The organism is Neobacillus sp. NPDC097160 (assembly GCF_044762155.1).
Lineage (GTDB): Bacteria > Bacillota > Bacilli > Bacillales > Cytobacillaceae > Neobacillus.
The window spans coordinates 123599-141993 of sequence record NZ_JBIWDU010000004.1; the positions used below are offsets into that span (position 1 = coordinate 123599).

General features: G+C 45.3%; 18 protein-coding genes and 1 pseudogene. 14 read left to right on the forward strand and 5 right to left on the reverse strand.

Features of this window, described 5'->3' with window-relative positions:
• Nucleotides 1-24: 24 nt before the first annotated feature.
• Complete coding sequence (locus tag ACIQXV_RS07240; RefSeq protein WP_402957350.1) at nt 25-879, forward strand: Cof-type HAD-IIB family hydrolase; 855 nt, start codon at nt 25-27, stop codon at nt 877-879.
• A 15-nt stretch (nt 880-894) separates the two neighbouring features.
• The gene (locus ACIQXV_RS07245; RefSeq protein WP_402957352.1) at nt 895-1965 is read left to right on the forward strand and encodes a PQQ-dependent sugar dehydrogenase; all 1071 of its coding nucleotides are present in this window, start codon (nt 895-897) and stop codon (nt 1963-1965) included.
• 189 nt (nt 1966-2154) lie between these two features.
• On the opposite strand, the gene bshB2 is transcribed toward ACIQXV_RS07245, so the two are convergent.
• The 3 genes from bshB2 to pdxK all read right to left on the reverse strand — a co-directional run bounded on the left by bshB2 (nt 2155) and on the right by pdxK (nt 4215).
• Nucleotides 2155-2826 (reverse strand): bacillithiol biosynthesis deacetylase BshB2, encoded by a 672-nt coding sequence (gene bshB2 / locus ACIQXV_RS07250; protein WP_402957354.1) that lies wholly within the window; start codon nt 2824-2826, stop codon nt 2155-2157.
• A gap of 21 nt (nt 2827-2847) precedes the next feature.
• Nucleotides 2848-3180: a YojF family protein gene (locus ACIQXV_RS07255; RefSeq protein ID WP_402957717.1), complete on the reverse strand. Its 333-nt coding sequence runs from the start codon at nt 3178-3180 to the stop codon at nt 2848-2850.
• 192 nt (nt 3181-3372) lie between these two features.
• Nucleotides 3373-4215: a pyridoxine/pyridoxal/pyridoxamine kinase gene (pdxK, locus tag ACIQXV_RS07260; protein WP_402957356.1), complete on the reverse strand. Its 843-nt coding sequence runs from the start codon at nt 4213-4215 to the stop codon at nt 3373-3375.
• Nucleotides 4216-4686: 471 nt separating this feature from the next.
• Between pdxK and fdhD the strand changes: the two genes are divergently transcribed.
• From fdhD to ACIQXV_RS07315, 12 genes and pseudogenes are all read left to right on the forward strand, one after another.
• The gene (gene fdhD, locus ACIQXV_RS07265; RefSeq protein WP_402957358.1) at nt 4687-5448 is read left to right on the forward strand and encodes a formate dehydrogenase accessory sulfurtransferase FdhD; all 762 of its coding nucleotides are present in this window, start codon (nt 4687-4689) and stop codon (nt 5446-5448) included.
• A 77-nt stretch (nt 5449-5525) separates the two neighbouring features.
• Nucleotides 5526-6098: a twin-arginine translocation signal domain-containing protein gene (locus ACIQXV_RS29790; RefSeq protein WP_483874202.1), complete on the forward strand. Its 573-nt coding sequence runs from the start codon at nt 5526-5528 to the stop codon at nt 6096-6098.
• Between the two features lie 12 nt (nt 6099-6110).
• Nucleotides 6111-8516: pseudogene (gene fdnG, locus ACIQXV_RS07270) on the forward strand (formate dehydrogenase-N subunit alpha); the annotation flags it as partial.
• A complete protein-coding gene (locus ACIQXV_RS07275) occupies nt 8513-9340 on the forward strand; it encodes a 4Fe-4S dicluster domain-containing protein (protein ID WP_402957360.1) in 828 nt (275 codons plus the stop codon). The pseudogene fdnG and the gene ACIQXV_RS07275, both read left to right, overlap by 4 nt.
• Entirely contained in the window at nt 9333-10046 is a 714-nt protein-coding gene (locus ACIQXV_RS07280; protein ID WP_402957362.1) for a formate dehydrogenase subunit gamma, read from the forward strand. The genes ACIQXV_RS07275 and ACIQXV_RS07280 overlap by 8 nt, the downstream gene beginning before the upstream one ends.
• A 96-nt stretch (nt 10047-10142) precedes the next feature.
• Nucleotides 10143-10952 (forward strand): formate dehydrogenase accessory protein FdhE, encoded by an 810-nt coding sequence (locus tag ACIQXV_RS07285; RefSeq protein WP_402957364.1) that lies wholly within the window; start codon nt 10143-10145, stop codon nt 10950-10952.
• Nucleotides 10953-10967: 15 nt separating this feature from the next.
• Entirely contained in the window at nt 10968-11567 is a 600-nt protein-coding gene (mobA, locus tag ACIQXV_RS07290) for a molybdenum cofactor guanylyltransferase (RefSeq protein ID WP_402957366.1), read from the forward strand.
• A gap of 17 nt (nt 11568-11584) precedes the next feature.
• Nucleotides 11585-12817: a molybdopterin molybdotransferase MoeA gene (locus ACIQXV_RS07295; protein ID WP_402957368.1), complete on the forward strand. Its 1233-nt coding sequence runs from the start codon at nt 11585-11587 to the stop codon at nt 12815-12817.
• 14 nt (nt 12818-12831) lie between these two features.
• Nucleotides 12832-14760: a molybdopterin biosynthesis protein gene (locus ACIQXV_RS07300; protein ID WP_402957370.1), complete on the forward strand. Its 1929-nt coding sequence runs from the start codon at nt 12832-12834 to the stop codon at nt 14758-14760.
• The gene (locus ACIQXV_RS07305) at nt 14760-15227 is read left to right on the forward strand and encodes a molybdenum cofactor biosynthesis protein MoaE (protein WP_402957372.1); all 468 of its coding nucleotides are present in this window, start codon (nt 14760-14762) and stop codon (nt 15225-15227) included. Before ACIQXV_RS07300 ends, ACIQXV_RS07305 begins: the two co-directional genes overlap by 1 nt.
• Entirely contained in the window at nt 15220-15453 is a 234-nt protein-coding gene (moaD, locus tag ACIQXV_RS07310) for a molybdopterin converting factor subunit 1 (protein WP_402957374.1), read from the forward strand. Before ACIQXV_RS07305 ends, moaD begins: the two co-directional genes overlap by 8 nt.
• A 293-nt stretch (nt 15454-15746) precedes the next feature.
• Nucleotides 15747-16766, forward strand: coding sequence for a thiazole biosynthesis adenylyltransferase ThiF (locus tag ACIQXV_RS07315; RefSeq protein WP_402957376.1), 1020 nt, complete (start codon nt 15747-15749; stop codon nt 16764-16766).
• A gap of 39 nt (nt 16767-16805) precedes the next feature.
• Here ACIQXV_RS07315 and modB read toward each other — a convergent pair whose 3' ends face one another.
• Nucleotides 16806-17468, reverse strand: coding sequence for a molybdate ABC transporter permease subunit (modB, locus tag ACIQXV_RS07320; RefSeq protein WP_402957378.1), 663 nt, complete (start codon nt 17466-17468; stop codon nt 16806-16808).
• 9 nt (nt 17469-17477) lie between these two features.
• Nucleotides 17478-18284, reverse strand: coding sequence for a molybdate ABC transporter substrate-binding protein (gene modA / locus ACIQXV_RS07325; RefSeq protein ID WP_402957380.1), 807 nt, complete (start codon nt 18282-18284; stop codon nt 17478-17480).
• Nucleotides 18285-18395 lie beyond the last annotated feature (111 nt).

Here is an 18395-nt window from a genome sequence, read left to right on the forward strand (position 1 = left end):
ACGTAAAAGGTGGACGTTGACAGCATGATTAAAATTATTGCATCAGACATGGATGGAACATTATTAAACTCAGTTCAACAGATTAGTGAGGAAAATAAAGAGGCAATTTTAAAAGCACAAGCACAAGGAGTAGAATTTGTCGTCGCGACGGGCAGATCGTACCAGGAGGCAACCTACGTCTTAGGTGAGGCGGGCCTAAAGTGCCCAATTATTTGTGTAAATGGTGCAGAGGTTCGTTCGAAGGAGGGAGAAATCCTTTCCGCCACCCCGATAACGAAACACATGGCGCGTGAGGTGGCCGCAAAGCTAAAGGAACTTGATATTTATTTTGAAGTATACACGGATCAAGGTGCCTGTACAGTTGATGCGGATAAAGCGATATCGACACTTGTGGATATTATCCTGAGCGCCAATCCTGAAGCCGACCGGGACGAAGTTACCTATGCTGCCGGGGCAAGATTGCGTGATGGCTTGGTCCAAGTAATCGAGGATTATGAAATTCTTTTTGCCGATGAAAATGTTCAAATCTATAAGATGCTGGTCTTTTCATTTGATGCGGAAAAACTTGCGGCTGCTGGTCACGCCCTCGCTGCCTTTGAAGGTCTGGCTGTTTCCGCATCAGGCCATGAAAATTTAGAAATTACCAATAAGCAGGCCCAAAAAGGAATTGCACTTGAAGCGTTCGCAAAAGAAAAAGGCATTGATATAGCGGAAACGATGGCGATTGGCGATAACTATAATGATGTATCGATGTTTGAACGCGCTGGTAGATCGGTTGCGATGGGAAATGCAAACTATGAAATCCAGGCATTATGTGATGTCATTACCGATACCAATAATAAACATGGTGTGGCGAAGGCGATTTTAGAAGTGTTATAGGAGAGGAAGGGGTCTATGTACCGGGTGGGTTCCGTTTTACTTGTGCTGATATTGCTGCTTTCAGGCTGTTCTTTTTTTGAAAAAAAAGAGGATGCGGATGTGGCGGTTGTTATGCATCCAGATGTGGAAGTGATGGCTGAGAATTTATCTGTTCCATGGTCAATTGATAAAGTGGGAGAATCCTTCTATCTTAGTGAACGAACTGGAAGCATCGTCAAGATTGAAAACGGTAAAATGGAACGCCAGCGAGTTCAGTTAGAAAAGCCGCTTGCCGGGGCAGCAGAGGCCGGATTGTTGGGATTTGTTTTGGATCCGGGATTTTCGGGGAATCAACAGGCGTTTGCTTATTATACGTATGGGGATGACAGCAGTGGCGGGCAATTTAATCGTGTTGTTGTGCTGCGGTATAGCGGTGGTGTGTGGACGGAGGAACGGATTCTTCTGGATCGCATCCCGAGTGCTGCCTATCACCATGGCGGCAGACTGAAGATTGGCCCTGATGGGAAACTTTATATTACGACGGGTGATGCAACTACGCCTTCGGTTGCGCAAAAGCCGAGCTCGTTAAATGGGAAAATTTTGAGAATGAATTTGGACGGAACGATTCCTGCGGATAACCCGTTTCCAAATTCCTATGTTTATAGCTATGGCCATCGGAATCCACAGGGGTTAGTGTGGATTGGGTCGACATTATATGCGAGCGAACATGGGCAATCGGCCCATGATGAAATCAATCGGATTGTGGCCGGGGGAAATTTTGGCTGGCCGGTTATTCAGGGTAAGGAGAAGAATGCAGGGATGGAGACACCCCTGTTTCAATCAGGTGTGGTCGAAACTTGGGCTCCTTCCGGAATGGCGGCAGCTGGCGGTAAGCTCTATGTGGCGACATTAAAAGGGAATGCGGTTCGGGAGTTTGATTTGGAGCAGAAGCAGAGTCGGGCGGTAATTAGCGATTTGGGTCGAATTAGGGATGTGTTCGTTGACGGTGATAATTTATATTTTGTCAGCAATAACACTGACGGTCGTGGGAATCCGGATGAAAAGGATGACAAATTGTATCGGGTTCAGTTGGGGGATTTGAAATAGGTTCATGACAAATCTGACGGATTTCATCAAGGTGATGCGAGGAAAGCAGGATCGTTTTATCGAAGTTAAAAAAAGAGGGAATTATCGACCTTAAGTCAAGGAAAATCATCATTCTCGATTGGTGCATGCTGTGCACACTGCTGCACAAAGAATACTAATAAAGAAAAAGCCCTCTCATTTGGAGGGCTTTTAATGTGTAAACTTATATGTCCAAAACCGTTCGTTATTGATCCATACCATTGTTTGCGGGTCCTGATTTTTTAACTTCTCTTCCATGCCGATCAGCATTTGCTCCGTTTGCGAACGGTGCGCGCGAATGGCAGCTAGTTTTTTGTCAGCAACAGGGGTAATGTTGATGATGATATCGGCTTCCCCAAGCTCCTCGATACAATTATTCGAAAAGGCGACGCAGTTTAAGGTTGGACGTGCGGCCGCCGGCAATTTTTCTACAGCCCTCACGACCGCCGCACCGGTGGCGTCATGGTCAGGGTGGACTGAATAGCCCGGATAAAATGTGATAATCAGAGAAGGATTTACTTCCGCGATGATTGCGGCTATTGTGTTCGTTAGTTTGTCTTCGTCTTCAAACTCAATCGTCTTATCACGGAAACCAAGCATGCGCAGGTCCTGGATGCCTAAAGCCCGTGCAGCTTCTTTTAATTCTTCTTTTCTTATTTTCGGAAGGTTTTCCCGATTGGTGAACGGGGGATTCCCCATATTGCGTCCCATTTCTCCTAAGGTCAAACACGCATACGTAACAGGGGTTCCGTTCTTTATGTGCGTCGCGATCGTCCCGGATACACCAAAAGCCTCGTCATCAGGATGCGGGAAAACGACCAAAACATGGCGTTCTTTCTTCATAGACCATTCTCCTTTCCGAATTTATTCAAATGGGGTCGTGCTTATTTCTAATGCAACGGCCAGTTTCCCGTTATGGTCGTGACCGGCCAATAATAGATGATTTTCTTCGTCGATTTCGAAGTGGGTAAGTCCCTCAGCATAAATCCAGCCAAGGTTTATTTTTAGACCAACACGAAAGGGACCATTCCCGGTAATTTTCCCTAGTTCATAACGGACAAGGGCATTACGAATGTACGCTCCGGCAGAGAAGAAGGATTGGTCGTGATGTGATGCGTAAGCACCATTGGTCGTTTCAAGGTGAATGTAGACATCTTTATGCGCAAAGCCATTGATGGCTTCCTGGACACGTTTCATATCAATTAACTGCAAATCGAACAACTCCTTTCCCCTGTTAAAGAAACTATAAATTATTCTTATTTAATAATGTACCTATCATACTAAAATTAGTAAAAAAATGCGAAATGATTGCTTGAAAAAAAATGTATCTAGAATGCTTGCCACAAAAAGAAGAACCAAATCAGTTGATTGGTTCTTCCGGATTTCTACTTATTCATTACAATCGTCGCAATACTCCGTTACACTTTCGCTATTGCGGTAGGCACCATGCCATGTCGGTCCGACAAATTCATTTAAGCGGAAACCTTGCTGGATACCGGCAGAAACAAAGGCTTTTGATACTTCGACTGCTTCGTAAACCGATTTTCCTTTTGCCAGTTCTGCCGCGATGGCAGCGGAATTGGTGCAGCCCGCCCCGTGTGTAAAGGTAGTATCGATTTTTTCTGATTCGTAGACTCTAAACTCTTTTCCATCATAGAGAAGGTCAAGTGACTTTTCTTCTGTTTGCAGCTTGCTGCCGCCTTTGATGAGGACGTTTTTAGCGCCTAAATCATGAATTTTCACGGCCGCTTGTTTCATTTCTTCCAATGTGTGCGGTGTTTTCATACCGGCAAGCTGTCCTGCCTCAAAGAGGTTCGGAGTGACAACGAAGGCGCGAGGCACGAGAAGTTCCCGCATCGCATCGGCTGTCTCCGGATTTAACACCTCGTCTTCTCCTTTACATACCATGACAGGGTCAATGACAACGCGCTCTAATTTATGCTCATCGATTTTTCTTGCGACTAACTCGATAATTTCAACCGTTCCCAGCATACCTGTTTTCATGCCGTTAATTCCGACAGAAAGAATCGTTTCCAGTTGTTTTTCCAAAATATCGACATCAATTGGAAACACGTTATGGTGCCAATTGTCTTTTGGATCCATTGTCACGATGCAGGTAAGGGCATTCATCCCGTAAACGCCAAGCTCCTGGAATGTCTTTAAATCTGCTTGAAGCCCCGCACCGCCGCTTGTATCAGAGCCGGCAATCGTCATTACTTTTTTAATCGTCATTATGTACTCCTCCTTGTAATAAAACCCTATTTCTTATTATAAAACATTTTTAGAAATATAACAGAAATCATGTGACCGATGAGATTTGAATAACGCATAGGCAATAGTTGACAGAAAAATGACAAATCCTCCATTTGTACTATTTCCAAGTATTTTTAGTGATAAATATTACTTTCAAAAAGGGGCTGGGAAAGTACGATAATGACAAAAGGATCCACCTCCTTGTGGTGAAATCGCTTACCTTTTAATACTAAATAGTATGGTTAAATGATGCGTTTACGAAATTGTTGGAAATCTGACACAAACATAAAAGCCGTTGCCAAAGTCCCATTCTTTGTTAACAGGAATGGGTTTCATGCTGTTTCATGAAAGTTACATTTTTCGACAAAGTGACAAATGTCGCTGAGTGCAATTGGTCCTATTTTTACAATGATTTAATAAGGAAAAATTTCCTGAGGGGAAGTGAAAACAATGAACCGTAAAGGTTGTCCTGATGAATATCCAATTTCCTTGATTATTAACGGTTATGAAATCGCCGTTTTTCAGCTGACAAAATTCGACCTGGAGGACTGGACATATGGGTATTTGTTTTCTGAAGGATTTATTCAGGAGGCAAATGACATCGAATCCATTCTCATCAACGAAGAAATGGGCAGCATTCATGTTTCGCTCTGTAATCATTTTGATGAAGAACAAGTTTTTTCAAAAAAGAAGCACTACACAGCCGGCTGCGGCAGGGGCGTCACCTTCTTCTCGATGACAGATGTGAAAAATTTTTCCAAAGTGGCATCAAGCAAAATCTATCCATTAAGTTATCTATTAAAAAAGAGAAGTGAATTCGCCCAAAACTCCCGCTTTTACCTGGAAACAGGCGGGATGCATGGGGCTTGTATTGTCGAGGAGGACGGCTCGATTACTATCCGCGAAGATATTGGTCGCCACAATGCTGTCGACAAAATTATTGGCCACGCATTAAGAAATCGTTTACAACCCGAAAGGTTACTGTTACTGACAACCGGCAGGGTTTCATATGAAATGCTCTCAAAGGCAGCGAAATTTGGCTTTCCGGTCATCGGCTCGCGCACGGCAGCTACCAAGCAGGCGGTGCAGCTGGCAAAATACTTAAACATTGAGGTCATTGGCTATTTACGAGGGAAAATGGCCACTGTCTATACCAATTGCGAAAGAGTCGAAAACGATCTAAATGTCGAACTTGCAGCGGAGATGCATTGAAAGGGGTGAATTGATTCTTAGAGATTTAGAGAGAAAAAATGGGATGTTCTAATCAAACCTTGGGAAGGAGAATAGAGATGGTTGAAATGAACCTAAATCGCCGGCAATTTTTAAAGCTATCAGGCGCCACTGCGGCAACACTTGCGGTTGTCGAACTTGGTTTTAACGAGAAAAAGGCCTATGCGAAAACAAAAGAATTCAAAATTGCCAAAGCTACTGTAACACCAACCATTTGCTGCTACTGTGGTGTCGGATGCGGAATCCTCTTTCACACCAAAGACAATACCGTGGTTTATACGGAAGGGGATCCGGATAACCCGATTAACGAAGGAAAGCTATGCAGTAAAGGAACAACATTAAGACAGTTATATACATCTGAAAAGCGCTTAACAAAACCGCTTTACCGTGCTCCTGGAAGCAGTAAGTGGGAGGAAAAAGATTGGGAATGGATGCTAGATACCATTGCCAAACGTACAAAAGAAACACGTGACAAATCATTTATTGAAGTAGAAAACGGTATTACCGTTAATAAAACCGAAAAGATTGCCAGCCTTGGCGGCGCGGCACTTGATAATGAAGAAACGTATTTGCTCGCGAAACTAATGAGAGGGCTTGGTGTGACCTACTTAGAGCACCAGGCGCGAATATGACATAGTTCAACGGTTGCCGGTCTGGCACCTACATTTGGTCGTGGAGCAATGACTAACCATTGGAATGATCTGCAGCATACTGATTGTGCGTTGATCATTGGCGCAAACCCTGCAGAAAATCACCCGATTAGCTTTAGATGGCTAACGAAGGCAAAGGAAAACGGCGGAAAAATTGTTTCTGTGGACCCGCGTTATACAAGGACATCCGCACAGGCTGATGTTTACGCTGCCCTTCGCTCCGGTACGGATATTCCGTTTATCGGCGGGATGATTAAGTATGCAATTGAAAACAATCTCATCCACAAAGAGTATGTTGCTAAATATACAAACGCTTCCTTTATCGTGAAAGAGGGCTATGACTTTAAGGACGGTCTCTTCTCCGGTTATGACGAAGCAAAGCGAGTTTACGATAAGACAAAATGGGGCATTGAAACAACGGAAGATGGCAAGCCGGTTACAGATGAAACCTTACAGCACCCGCGTTCTGTGTTCCAATTAATGAAAAAGCACTACTCCCGTTATGATGTTGACACGGTTACAACGGTAACTGGTACACCAAAAGAAGATTACCTAAAGGTTTGTGAAGCCTTCTGTTCGACAGGTAAGGTTGGAAAAGCAGGAACGATTATGTATGCAATGGGAACAACCCAGCATACAGTCGGCTCACAAAACGTCCGGATTTATGCGATTCTACAGCTTCTTTTAGGAAACATCGGCTTGCCTGGCGGCGGAATCAATGCGATGCGCGGCGAATCTAACGTTCAGGGGTCTACTGACTTTGGTTTATTGTATGACAACCTAACAGGGTATCTTGGCGCACCAAAAGCAACGGTTCCGGAGCATGCCACATTGAAGGGCTACTTGGAAAAAGAAACACCAAAAACAGGGTATTGGAGCAACAAACCAAAATTCGTTGTCAGCTTACTTAAAGCATGGTACGGCGCGAATGCAACGGCAGAAAACGAGTTTGGCTATCAATTTTTACCAAAGGGCAATAAAAACTACTCACACATCAACCTATTTAATGCGATGTACAAGGGCGAACTTGACGGAACATTCCTGTTTGGTACAAACCCGGTTGTCGGCGGTCCGAACGCCGGTAAAGAAAAAGAGGCACTTGGAAATCTGAAGTGGATGGTTGCGATTGACCTTTGGGAAACAGAAACATCCTCATTCTGGCAAAAAGAAGCGGGCAGCGACCCGTCTAAGATTAATACCGAAGTATTCCTGCTGCCGGCAAGTGCGTCGTTTGAAAAAGAAGGCAGTGTTTCCAACAGCTCACGCTGGATGCAATACCGCTGGAAGGCGATTGATTCAAGAGGCGAGGCAAGACCAGACCTTGATATCATTCATGAATTGGCACTGACGCTGAAAAAATTATATGCCAACAGTCCAAAATCAGCGGACAAACCATTCTTAGCACTTGATTGGAATTACGGCACCGGAGAAGAACCGGATATTGACCTTGTGGCGAAAGAAATCAATGGCTATGACTTGAAAACAGGTAAACTAATCGCAAACTTTGGCGCCCTTTTAGATGACGGTACAACCTCATGCGGTAACTGGATTTATTCCGGCTTCTATCCTGAGGAAGGGAAAAACAAAGCGAAGAATCGTGACAACAAAGATACAGGCGGCGAACATTATTTGAACTGGTCCTATGCTTGGCCAATGAACCGCCGGATTCTCTACAACCGTGCCTCCGCAGATCCTAGCGGTCAGCCATGGAGCAAGGAAAAGGCCGTCATTTGGTGGGATGATGCCCAGAAAAAATGGGTCGGTAATGACGTCCCGGACTTTAAGGCCGTAACCGCACCAACTGAACCGGGTGGGACGGGTGCATTTATGATGAATAAAGACGGTGTAGCGTTATTGTTTGCACCAACCCTAAATGACGGACCGTTCCCTGAACACTACGAGCCATTTGAAAGCCCTGTTCCAAATGCGTTCTCTAACCAACAATTGAACCCGGCAGCTGTCGTGATTGAAGGTGATTTTAACAAAAAGGGCAATAAGAAAGACTACCCAATTGTCGCAACCACCTACCGGGTAAGTGAACACTGGCAGTCAGGCTCAATGACGCGGAACCAAGAATGGCTCTCAGAGCTTTCCGGTCATATGTTTGTCGAATTAAGTGAAGAGCTAGCGAAAGAAAAAGGCATCAAGAACAAAGACCAAATCATTGTCAGCTCTGCCCGTGGGGAAATCAAAGCCTATGCGATGGTGACAAAACGCTTTAAGCCTTATAGTGTTAGCGGCAAAAAGGTCCATCAAATTGGAATGCCATGGCACTTCGGCTATAAAGGATTTGCTACAGGAGATACAGCGAACCGTTTAACACCACACATCGGGGACGCCAATTCAACGATTCCTGAATATAAAGCATTCCTCTGCAACGTTAGGAGGGCTGACGTATGAGTAAGTATGTGAAATATGTCGATGTAACGAAGTGTGATGGCTGCCGTGCCTGTATGGTTGCTTGTAAAAACTGGAATGACCTGCCCGCAGAACCAACTGAATTCCTTGGCAGTGTCCAATCACATGCAAAAACAACGGCGGATACATGGAATGTCCTGCAATACATCGAGCACGAGAATGGTAAAGGTGATTTAGACTACCTATTCCGTCATTCTTCCTGCTTCCATTGTACCGAGGCCGCCTGTGAAAAGGTTTGTCCTGAGAATGCCATCAGCTATACGAAGTATGGTACGGTTGTCATTGATCAAGATACATGTGTAGGTTGCGGCTATTGCGTGCAAAACTGTCCGTTTGAAGTCATTTCCTTGAAGGAATATAAGGATAAAAACGGTAAGGAATATCGTAAGGCCCATAAGTGCACGATGTGTACCGACCGGATTGATGAGGGCTTACAGCCTGCCTGCGTAACGACATGCCATACCGGAGCAATGGAATTTGGCGATCAAGCTGCGATGATTAAAAAGGCAGAGCAGCGCGTCAAGGAAATTAAGGACCGTTACCCGAATGCGATGGTGTATAATCCACAGGGTGTTGGCGGTACCCATACGGTTTACGTTCTTGCTGAAAAACCGAACGTGTACGGACTTCCTGAAAATCCAAAGGTACCAACATCTGCAGTAGTATGGAAGGACTATGCACAACCAATTGGCAAGGCGATGATTGGGGCAACAACAATGGCGGTTGTCGGTGCATTTGTTGCCAATAAGTTTTTCAGTAAAAAAGCCAATGACGAGGACGAAAATGGAGGTGGCAGCCATGAGTAATTATCAAAAGCACCCGAAAGCGGATGTAAAGATTCGCCGCTTTCCAAAGGCGTTTGTTTGGGCACACGCAATCAATGGAATTGCCTTCTTTGCCCTTTACATCACGGCCCTGCCAATGTATACCGAATTCTTTGACTGGCTTTATCCGGTTTTTGGCGGCCCGGCTATGGCCCGGCTGTTACACCGAATTTTTGCTGTAGCGTTCATAACGCCTACCTTCATCTTATTGATTTTTAGTCCGAAGTTCTTTATTCATTGGATGAAGGAATTAATAACATGGAAGAAGCGCGACCTTCAATTCTTCAGTGAATTCGTTAAAGAATTATTCGGCTTCAAGTTTAAGCATATAAAACAAACCTTCTTTAACGCTGGGGAAAAAATCAACTCGATTCTACAGATTTTATGTGCCATCTTGGTTATTGTTTCAGGTTTCACCATGTGGTTCCCTGAGTTCTTCCCAAGAGCGCTTGTACAATGGGGCTACTTCCTTCATAACGTTGGTTTTGGATTAGGAATCGCCGTTATTGTCGGACACATTTATCTATCTGTTGTTCATAAACATTCAAGACCAGGCTACTCCGGCGTTGTCAACGGAAAGGTCCCTGCTTGGTGGGCTAAAGGCCACTATGGTGACTGGTATGATGAAGAAGTCAAAAAAGGCAACTTCCCTGACTTGGATGATCCTAAACATAAAAAAGGTGCCTAACAGCCGCGGCTAATAAAAAAAGTTAATTGGAGAAAATGGCTGTCGTTAAATTGACGGCCATTTTCTATAAAAATTAAAAAAGAATGAGGTGCAACGATGATTAAATCCGTTGTTTCAAAAGAATATATGGACCTGCAAAAGGAAATCGTCAAGCTTCAGGAACAGTGGAAGCTTCAGCTAGATCCTGAAACTATTAGACCGAACCTTGATAAGGCTGCAATGGAAGCAGGAGTGCCGGCTGCCGCCTTAACGGCTATTGATTTTGAAATTTCACTATTTTTACAGTGGATAGAGGAAGTAAATACCACGCTTGTAAAATTCAATCCAGAGCTCGCGGAAAAACTTGCTAGGATTACAAGCCTTCTTAACGAAGAAACAGCGATTCGCTGGATTGATGAGGCCTTTTCGTTCAACCATGTGTATTTTACTAGTTTTGCAGAAGATCACGGACTTGAAGAATGGATTCCACAATTTCTTGCTGAAACCGCCCTTCGCCCATACTTGCAATTAACTGCTGAAAAAATTCAGCCGGTAATCAACCGTGCAGTGCCAGGAGCCGGCTGTCCTGTTTGCGGCGAACCTGTAAGACTGGCCACCCTAGCAGATGAAGGGAAAAAAGTCATCCATTGTCCACGCTGCCAGGCCAACTGGCATGCTAAGCGCTTAGAATGTTCGCATTGCGGCAATGAAGACCATAAAACCATTCAATTTTTAACGATTGAAGGCGACGCCATCTCACAAATTCAAGTTTGCGAAGAGTGTAAGGGCTATATTAAAATTATAGATACGCGACAATATATCACGAAGCCGTCAGCGGCATTACTGGATTTAAATTCAATTCACCTCGATTTTGTGGCCCAGGAAAACGGGTATAACGCGGTCGGTGAAAAAAAAGAGACAAATTAAGAAGGTGTTTTTTCCATGAAAGCTGCAGCGATTATTTTAGCAGGCGGAAAATCAAGCCGAATGGGCACAAATAAAGCGCTGCTAAAAATAAATGAGAAAACCAACATTGAAAGAATTGCAAATACGCTAAAACTTCTTTTTGATGATATAATCCTAGTGACGAATGATTCTGAACAATACGAATTTTTAGGGCTAACAATGGTCGCGGATCGGTATCCAGGGATGGGGCCGCTTGCCGGAGTGCATGCAGGCTTGCTCGCATCCGACTATGATCTCAATTTTATTGTCGCCTGTGATATGCCGTTTGTTTCATCCGAGCTTGCCGAAGCGCTTGTTAACAGCTGCGGCCATTATGATGCTGTCATACCCGTCATAAATGGGAAACAACACCCGTTGTTTGCCGTTTTTCACAAAAAGGCAGCAGAAGAGGTCGCTTCAAGTATTGAAGCCGGCCGGCTGAGGATGAAACATTTGCTTGATCAATTAAACGTCTTATACGTAACAGAAACAGAACTGCAGACTTACAGCAATCTTGATATCGAGCGGGTCTTTTTCAATATGAATCACCCGGATGAATATGAAGAGGCGAAAAAGTGGGCCGAGGCAGATCTTTAAGGGGGAGTAAGGGAACCATGCAATTTTTCAAAGTTAAAACAGTTGAAGAAACATTTGCCTTAATCGAGGAAAACATACCGGCGATTGAACAAACAGTGGTTAGGGAACTTGGTGATGCATTAAACCATATTTTAGCGGCGTCTGTAGTGGCGAAGGAAAATGTGCCAAGTTTTGACCGTTCAACTGTGGATGGATATGCCGTCCGTGCGAAGGATACGTATGGTTCCTCTGAATCCATGCCCGGCTTCTTAAACGTTGTTGGAGAAGTAAGAATGGGCGAAGTCCCAACTGCTGTGGTTGGCCATGGCACGGCCGTTTACGTGCCAACAGGCGGCATGATGCCAAAGGGCAGTGACAGCGTAATTATGATTGAACATTGTGAGGACGTAGATGGTCTTCTTAATACATATAAGCAAATTGCCCCCGGCGAAAATGTGATTCGTGCGGGGGAGGATATTAAAGCAGAAGAAATTCTTCTGGAGGTCGGGACGAAGCTTCGCCCGCAAGAATTAGGCGCACTCGCTTCGTTAGGAATTGCCCAGGTGCCTGTTTTCCGCAAATTGAAGGTAGGTTACCTATCTTCCGGGGATGAAATTGTCCCCTATCAAACTCCAAAACTGGTAGAAGGGCAAATTCGTGACATCAACTATTTAACGATTGCCGGACTTGCGAACGAATGGAATGTCGATGTCGTATACGGCGGGATTGTCCGTGATGATTTTGAAGAATTTCGCGAGCGGGCTCGGGAGCTTTATGAACAGGTCGATTGTTTAATCCTCTCCGGCGGCAGCTCTGTCGGGGCAAAGGATTATACAACAGATGTCATTCAGTCCTTAGGGGATCCGGGCGTTTTTGTCCATGGTATTTCGATTAAACCGGGTAAACCTACGATTATGGCAATGGCAAACGGTAAGCCCGTTATTGGCCTGCCGGGACACCCGGCGAGCGCAATGATTATTTTCAAGCTGTTCGGCGAGCGGATTTTACGAAAGCTTAAGGGTGAAAAACCTCTGCGCAAACCGGAGCGGATTTTTGCAAAAATCACTAAAAATATCCCCTCTTCAATGGGACGAGCCGATTATATCCGCGTTCGGATTTTTGAAAAAGAGGGCGAATGGTGGGCGGAGCCGATTATCGGAAAATCAGGCTTGATTACCACACTGGTCAAAAGCGATGGCATTGTCGAGATTAGTTCAGAAAAAGAAGGAGTTTCACAGGGGGAATATGTACCTGTGATTCCATCAAGGTAGGGGGCATCCGAGTCATGGAACAGTATAAGCGGAAAATATATTTGGAAGATAAATCTAGGTCGGAGGCCAGAGAGGAAATCCTGGCAGCCTTCGATCTTATACCTGAAATCGACTATCTCTCAGCCGCTGAAGCGCTGGGTCGTGTGACCGCGGAGCCAATTTTTGCACGTGTTTCGATGCCACACTACCACGCATCAGCAATGGACGGAATTGCTGTTGTCGCCGAAAGCACCTACATGGCACATGAGCAAAACCCGCTTTTTCTCAAAATAGGCCGGGAGTTTTGCTTTGTCGATACAGGGAATGCCATTCCTTCCCCCTTTAACGCCGTGATAATGATAGAACATGTTCATGTTGTGGATGAAGAGACAATTGAAATTATTGAACCGGCCACCCCGTGGCAGCATATCCGCCCGATTGGCGAGGATATCGTCCAAGAGGAAATGCTGTTCCCGCAAGGCCATACATTACGGCCGGCGGATTTAGGCGTGCTGCTCGCCGCACAGCAGCTCGTGATTCCTGTTGTCAAAAAACCAGTGGTGACAATCATCCCGACAGGCAATGAACTTGTTGAAGCAGATTCTGAGCTGGCTTCCGGAAAAATCATTGAATTTAACGGCACGGTGTTTTCCGGCTTTATCAAGGATTGGGGCGGCGAACCGGAGCTCCATTCGATTGTGAAGGACGAGCCTGAAAAGATTAAGGAAGTACTTTTGGCGGCGGCGGAAACCTCCGATATTATTGTGATCAATGCCGGCTCATCCGCAGGCAGGAAGGACTTCACGGTCCACATCATTGGTGAAATCGGTGAGGTCTACACCCATGGGGTCGCCGCACGGCCAGGGAAACCAACCGTTTTAGGAAAAATAAACGGAAAAATTGTCGTCGGTGTTCCGGGCTATCCTGTTTCTGCCTACCTTGCACTAGAGTGGTTTGTGCGGCCGCTTGTATGTAAGTACATAGGGATTCCGGAACCTCGGAGGCAGACGGTGACGGTCAAGCTTGGGCGCAGAATTGTTTCCTCAATGGGTGCTGAGGACTTTGTCCGAATGAATATCGGCTATGTCGATGGCCAATTTGTCGCCAATCCCCTGACAAGAGCGGCAGGCGTCACGATGTCCTATGTCAGAGCAGACGGCCTGTTAATCGTCCCGCCAAGTGTGATTGGCTATGAACAGGGGGATACGGCAGAAGTTGAACTGCTGCGCCCGCTTGAGGAGATCCAAAATGCGATCGTGTTCTGTGGCAGCCATGATTTGACGATTGATCTTTTATCTTCGGAGCTAAAACGCGCTCGGACAGAGATGAAAATCGTCTCTTCCCATGTCGGCAGCATGGCCGGGATCATGGCGATTCGGAAAGGCGAGGCCCATGTAGCCGGGATTCATTTGCTTGACCCAAGTACAAAGCAATATAATGTTTCATATGTTCGAAAAATTTTAGCTGGTCAAGATGTTGTTCTATATCCCTTTTTAAAAAGGAAGCAAGGCTGGATTTTGCCAAAAGGGAACCCCCTAGAAATTGCAGGAGTCACAGATTTAGTCCGGACGAACGCGAACTTCGTCAACCGCCAAAAAGGAGCCGGCACACGAATCCTTTTTGATTTGCTTTTGGAAGAGGCGGGCTTGGATGCGGATGCGATTACCGGTTATGACCGGGAAATGTTTTCCCATTTAGCAGTGGCGGCGGAAGTGAACGGTGATCCCTGCGGTGCCGGGCTTGGGATTTACCCTGCGGCAAAGGCGATGGGCTTAGACTTTGTTCCAGTCGCCGATGAAGAATATGATTTAGTGATGACGCGCACCTTTTATGAAAGTGAAAGCTGCAGCCAGCTAATGGGAATTATTCAGTCGGCGGCCTTCAGGGAGCAGGTTGAAAAAATTGGCGGCTATCAAGTGGTTGAAAATCCAGTGTTGAAGAGCTTGCTCGAAGAGGTGAAATAATGAAGATGTACGAAATTTCCAAAGAACCGATTGATATTCAGGCAGTGATAGATAAAGTGGTTCAGCGTGAGGCCGGTGCGATTACCACCTTCATCGGAACCGTTCGTGAATTAACGCACGGCAAGAAGACGTTGTTTTTAATCTATGAAGCGTATGAAGCGATGGCTGTGAAAAAGCTCGAGCAAATTGGCCGTGAAATTGAAGAGCGCTGGGCGGGCTCGCATGTTGCCATTACCCACCGGGTCGGGCGCTTAGATATTACTGATATCGCCGTTGTGATTGCCGTTTCAACACCGCACCGCGCCGATGCCTATGAAGCGAACCGCTATGCGATTGAGCGGATTAAGGAAATCGTGCCAATTTGGAAAAAAGAGCATTGGGAAGACGGCGAATCGTGGATGGGCAACCAGTTAGAGACGGTTGCTTATCCAAGCGGCAAACCTGAGGCAGGTGATTTAGATGAATAAGGTATTGTTTTTTGCACACTTGCGCGATGCCATTGGCTCGGAGTTTTTGTCAGTGGAAGCCGGCGGAAAAACGGTGGCCGAATTGAAGGCAGAGTTAGCGGCGAAGTACGATTTACCGCGCATGGAAACCCTGATGACCGCAATTAACGAGGAATTTGCTTCCAATGATGAGGTCATCCGTGACGGCGACGAGATCGCCTTTATTCCGCCGGTCAGCGGGGGATGATGCTGTGAAACTAAGGCATGAAATGTGGATTCGCAAATAAAAACAGCCTTTTCGCAAATAAATGAGCTACTTTCGCAAATAAATAGTCTAGTTTCGCAAATAAACTGCTTAGTTTCGCAAATAAACATAGAAACCGCACTAAAAACAAGAGGACTTCTCCAAAAACCTTCGCTTTTGAACGGTTAAATAGACAAAAACAGCAATTGAATTTGAGATTTATGAATGATCAATTGAATTACACCCTAAAAATCTCGCCAACTGGCGAGTTTTCTTTCGAAAGGGGTCAGACATATATGAACGAACGATATTCTAGGCAAGTCCTTTTTCCGGGGATCGGTAAAGAGGGCCAGGAGAAAATATGTAACAAGCACGTCCTCATCATTGGCGCCGGCGCACTGGGCTCAGGCAGTGCTGAAATCTTGACGCGAGCCGGTGTCGGCAAGATTACCATTGTTGACCGCGATTATGTCGAAGCCAGCAATCTGCAGCGCCAGCAGCTCTATACGGAAGAGGATGTTGCCGAGAAGCTTCCAAAGGCCGCGGCAGCCGAGAAGCGCTTGCGGGCGATTAATTCCGATGTGGAGATCCACGCGATTATTGGCGATGCAACCGCTGAGTTAATGGAAGAGCGTGTGACCGGCGTTGATTTGATGTTGGACGCCACCGATAATTTTGAAACGCGGATGCTGATGAATGATATTTCGCAAAAATACAAGATCCCGTGGATTTACGGTGCCTGCGTCGGCAGCTTTGGGATGAGTTTTTCGATCATTCCTGGGAAAACGCCGTGTCTAAATTGTTTATTGCGCACCATCCCGCTGCAGGGGATGACCTGTGATACCGGCGGCATTATTTCACCGGCAGTACAAATGGTCATTGCTCATCAGACGGCTGAGGCGTTGAAGATGCTAGTCGAGGATTGGGATGCGGTTCGCACCTCGTTTGTCAGCTTTGATTTGTGGCGTAATCAATATACAAGTTTGAAAATGTCGAAGGCAAAGTTTGCCGGCTGCTTGTCATGCGGTGAGGAGCGGACATATCCTTATTTGGATCATGAAAATATGACAAAGACGACGGTGCTGTGCGGCCGAGATACAGTGCAAATCCGCCCGTCCACAGCGGGGGAAATATCGCTGGAACAGCTCTCGGGCCAGCTCAGCTCGCTTGGATACTACGTGAAAGGCAATCCGTATTTATTGTCGGTGGAAATCGGCGACGAACGGATGGTTATTTTTCAAGACGGCCGTGCCCTTATTCATGGAACAAAGGATTTAACCCACGCCAAATCACTTTATCAACGGATCTTAGGATAAAAAGAAAACCCGCACCATCAACCGCCGGTACGGGTTTTCTTAATCTTTTCCCTTCGAAAGCTGGACGCAGACAAGCATCAAGAAGGAAATCCCAATCATGCACAAAACCCATAACCAAGCCATTTGCATGTTGCCGGAGTCGATGGCAACATAGATGGCTGTCGGGATGGTTTGTGTTTTCCCGGGAATATTGCCGGCAAACATGAGCGTAGCGCCAAACTCACCTAACGCTCGGGCGAAACTTAGAATTCCACCTGAAATAATCGACCGTAATGCAAGCGGGATGGAAATAAACAGAAATAGCTGGAGGCTACTCGCCCCATCCACACGGGCAGCATCCTCAACATCGCCATCAATCCCTTCAAATCCGGTCTTCGCCGATTGATACATGAGCGGAAAGGCGACAATCAATGCAGCAATCACGGCTGCCCACCAAGTGAAAATAACAGGCTGATGAAAGATCCATTCAATGAATTGACCGATGGGACTATGCTTTCCAAAAATCACAAGTAACAAAAATCCGACAACGGTTGGCGGTAATACTAACGGTAAAAGAAAAATCGTTTCCATAACGGCCTTCCCTTTGAATCTTGCTTTCGCCATCCATTTTCCGATCAATAATCCCAAAACCAATACAATGCATCCTGAAACAACGGCAATCTCTAGCGATAGTTTTACAGGATCCCAAAAGTGGTCTGTCATGTTTATTTTTTACAGTCCTTTAAATCCGTATTTTTCAAACACTTTCATCGCTTCATCTGATTGTAGATATTGATAGAATAACACGGCTTGTTTCGGATGGCTATTTGCCTTGATTACTCCGACTGGGTATACAATTGGAGTATGCAACTTTTCATCAGCTACTGCTGCAATCTCGACCTTATCAGAGGTTAATGCATCCGTTTTATACACCATTCCGGCATCCACATTCCCAGTTTCTACATATGTAAGCACTTGGCGAACGTCTTTTGCATAAACAATTTTTCCTTCAACAGAACTCCAAAGATTTAACTTTTCCAGCACTTCTTTTCCATATGCACCTGCAGGAACAGATTCAGGTGTACCGATGGAGAGCTTATCCGCCTTCGTGAGGTCATCGAACGTTTTAATGCCTTTAGTGGATTCCTTTGGTACGACAAGGACGAGTTCATTTCGAACCAGATCTTTGCCATTTTTCTCTTCAATTAAACCATCGGTCACCAATTTGTCGAATTTATCTTCTGCAGCTGAAAAAAAGAGATCGACAGGGGCTCCTTGTGAAATTTGCTGCTGTAATGCTCCGGAAGCGCCAAAATTATAGTTTATTTTCACATTGCTATGCTTTTTGTTAAAATTTGTCGTAATTTCACTTAATGCGTCTTGCAAACTTGCTGCGGCTGAAATGGTTAATTCAACGTTTTCTTCAGGGGCTGGTTGTTTTTCTTTTACAGGCTCTTTACTTTCTTCCTTCGTGGTACACCCCGATAGAATAAGTAAAAACAAAATCAAGGTTAAAAATATTTGATACCCTTTTTTCAAAATTATTTCCACTCCTTATAATTAGATATAACTAATTATAACTAATTATAATTAGATTGGGTATGAAAAATATCACAATTAGTTCACGATATGCTTTTTAAAAATGAATGA